The organism is Allobosea sp. P4_E12 (assembly GCF_056401655.1).
The window spans coordinates 1-1,883 of the sequence record NZ_JBFUIY010000119.1 but is presented as its reverse complement, the minus strand read 5'-3'; the positions used below and the strand labels follow the sequence as shown (position 1 = coordinate 1,883).

Below are 1,883 nucleotides of genomic sequence, written 5' to 3'. Positions count from 1 at the left end.
GGGTGGCTTCGGGATGATTCACTGGCTCATGGCCAAAGTGTTTCGCTCTTGGGATGTCGATCAGGGCTGGCTTTTGCCGCCTTCGCTGCATGAGTTCGTGCCGCCCGGTCACCTGGCGCATTTCGTCCGTGACACGGTGCGCGAAGGGCTCGACCTTTCGGCTATTATCGACAGCTACACCGAGGAGCGCGGCTATCCGCCCTACCATCCCGGCATGATGGTGGCCCTGCTTCTCTATGGCTACAGCCGTGGCCTGTACTCTTCGCGTCAGCTCGCCCGCGCCTGCGAGGAGCGGGTCGACGTCATGGCAGTGACCGGCCTGAACCGGCCGGACTTCCGGACCATCGCCGACTTCCGCAAGCGCCACCTCGTGGTCCTATCGGACCTGTTCGTGCAGGTGCTGCGTCTGTGCCGGGCGGCCGGTTTGGTCGAGTTCGCACACGTGGCGGTCGACGGGACCAAACTGAAGGCGAACGCCTCGCGCCATAAGGCCATGAGCTACGGGCGGATGAAGACGACGGAGCCTGCGTTGGCCGCCGAGGTCGCACAATGGCTCGATCAGGCGCGCGACACCGACGCGACCGAGGATCAGGTTCATGGCGCGGACCGACGTGGGGACGAGACACCGGACTGGATGGCCGACAAACAGCGTCGGCTGGAGAGGATCCGAGCTGCCAAGGAGACGCTGGAGGCAGAGGCTGCCGATCCGCCGGATCCGGAGGACGAGAGCGGACCAGGCGCATCGTCGGGCATGCGCTGGCAGGGCCGGGCGTTGCGGAGCGAGGACGGTGGACCGCCCGACCGGGCGCAGCGCAACTTCACCGACCAGGACAGCCGCATCCTGCCCACGCGCGACGGGTTCGTGCAGGGCTACAATGGCCAGATCGCGGTCGATGCCGCCCATCAGATCATCGTGGCCCACCGGTTGGTGACCAACTCCGCCGACTATCGCGCCCTCGTGCCGCTCATCGACGATGTCCGCGTCCATCTTGGGCGCAAGCCGCGTGAGGTCTCGGGCGATGCGGGCTTTGCCAGCGAGGTGAACCTGGCCGCGTTGAAGGAGAGAGGGATTGCGGGCTACCTCGCCCCAGGCCGTGCGCGCCACGGCGAGGGGAACGCGGTCGGGCGCCGTAGACTGACGAAGATGCCCTTGATGAGCGCTATGGCCGCACGGCTGAAGCGGGCTGGCCGCAGGAGCCGCTACCGCCTCAGGAAGCAGGTGGTCGAGCCSGTGTTCGGGCAGATCAAGCAAGCCAGAGGCTTCCGGCAGTTGCTCCTGCGCGGTCTCGATCAGGTCCGAGGCGAATGGGCAATGATCTGTACCGCTCACAACCTCCTGAAGCTTGCAAAAGCCTCAAGATGASGACCGGGCACCGAAATCTCCCGCCCAGCCTTCCCGTCATAATCGCCCCAAAATCGTTACTCGGACGGGCTCCTAGATGTTYAGTCCCGGCATTTGATGGATTGGATCGAGCCTGAATCGTTCTGGCTCTGAAGTCCAGCATTTGCAGATGAACTCGTAGGGTGTGAGCCCCCTAAGGGTCTTCAGCCGGCGGCCGAAATTGTAGGCGRCAACGAAGTCTGTGAGGTGCGCCTCGAACTGGCGATGATCGTCATAGTGGAAGCGCTTGACGGTCGCTTCCTTGATGGTGCGGTTCATCCGTTCGGCCTGGCCGTTGGTCCATGGATGATAGGGTTTGGTCAGTCGGTGCTCGATGCCGAGCTCCCAGCAAGCGCGGTCGAAGGGATGGCCGCGCATCATGGCTGTCGGACCGGAACGGTTCTTGGGCAGATCAGCGAAAGCCATGCCGTTATCGGTAAGGACCGTGTGTATCTGGTAGGGGAATACCTCGGCCACAGCCCGCAGGAAGTCTGCGCCGATC

General features: G+C 64.0%; 2 protein-coding genes. One reads left to right on the top strand and one right to left on the bottom strand.

All coding sequences use genetic code 11. The annotated features are described in order from the left end of the window. The first annotated feature begins 28 nt into the window (after positions 1-28). Positions 29-1,363 carry an IS1182 family transposase gene (locus AC1DW9_RS36555; RefSeq protein WP_476777574.1) on the top strand — a complete coding sequence of 445 codons (1,335 nt, stop codon included), beginning with the start codon at positions 29-31 and terminating at the stop codon, positions 1,361-1,363. Positions 1,364-1,435: 72 nt separating this feature from the next. On the opposite strand, the gene AC1DW9_RS36550 is transcribed toward AC1DW9_RS36555, so the two are convergent. Beyond that, on the bottom strand, positions 1,436-1,883 hold a 448-nt coding region (locus AC1DW9_RS36550; protein ID WP_476855407.1), incomplete at its 5' end, for an integrase core domain-containing protein.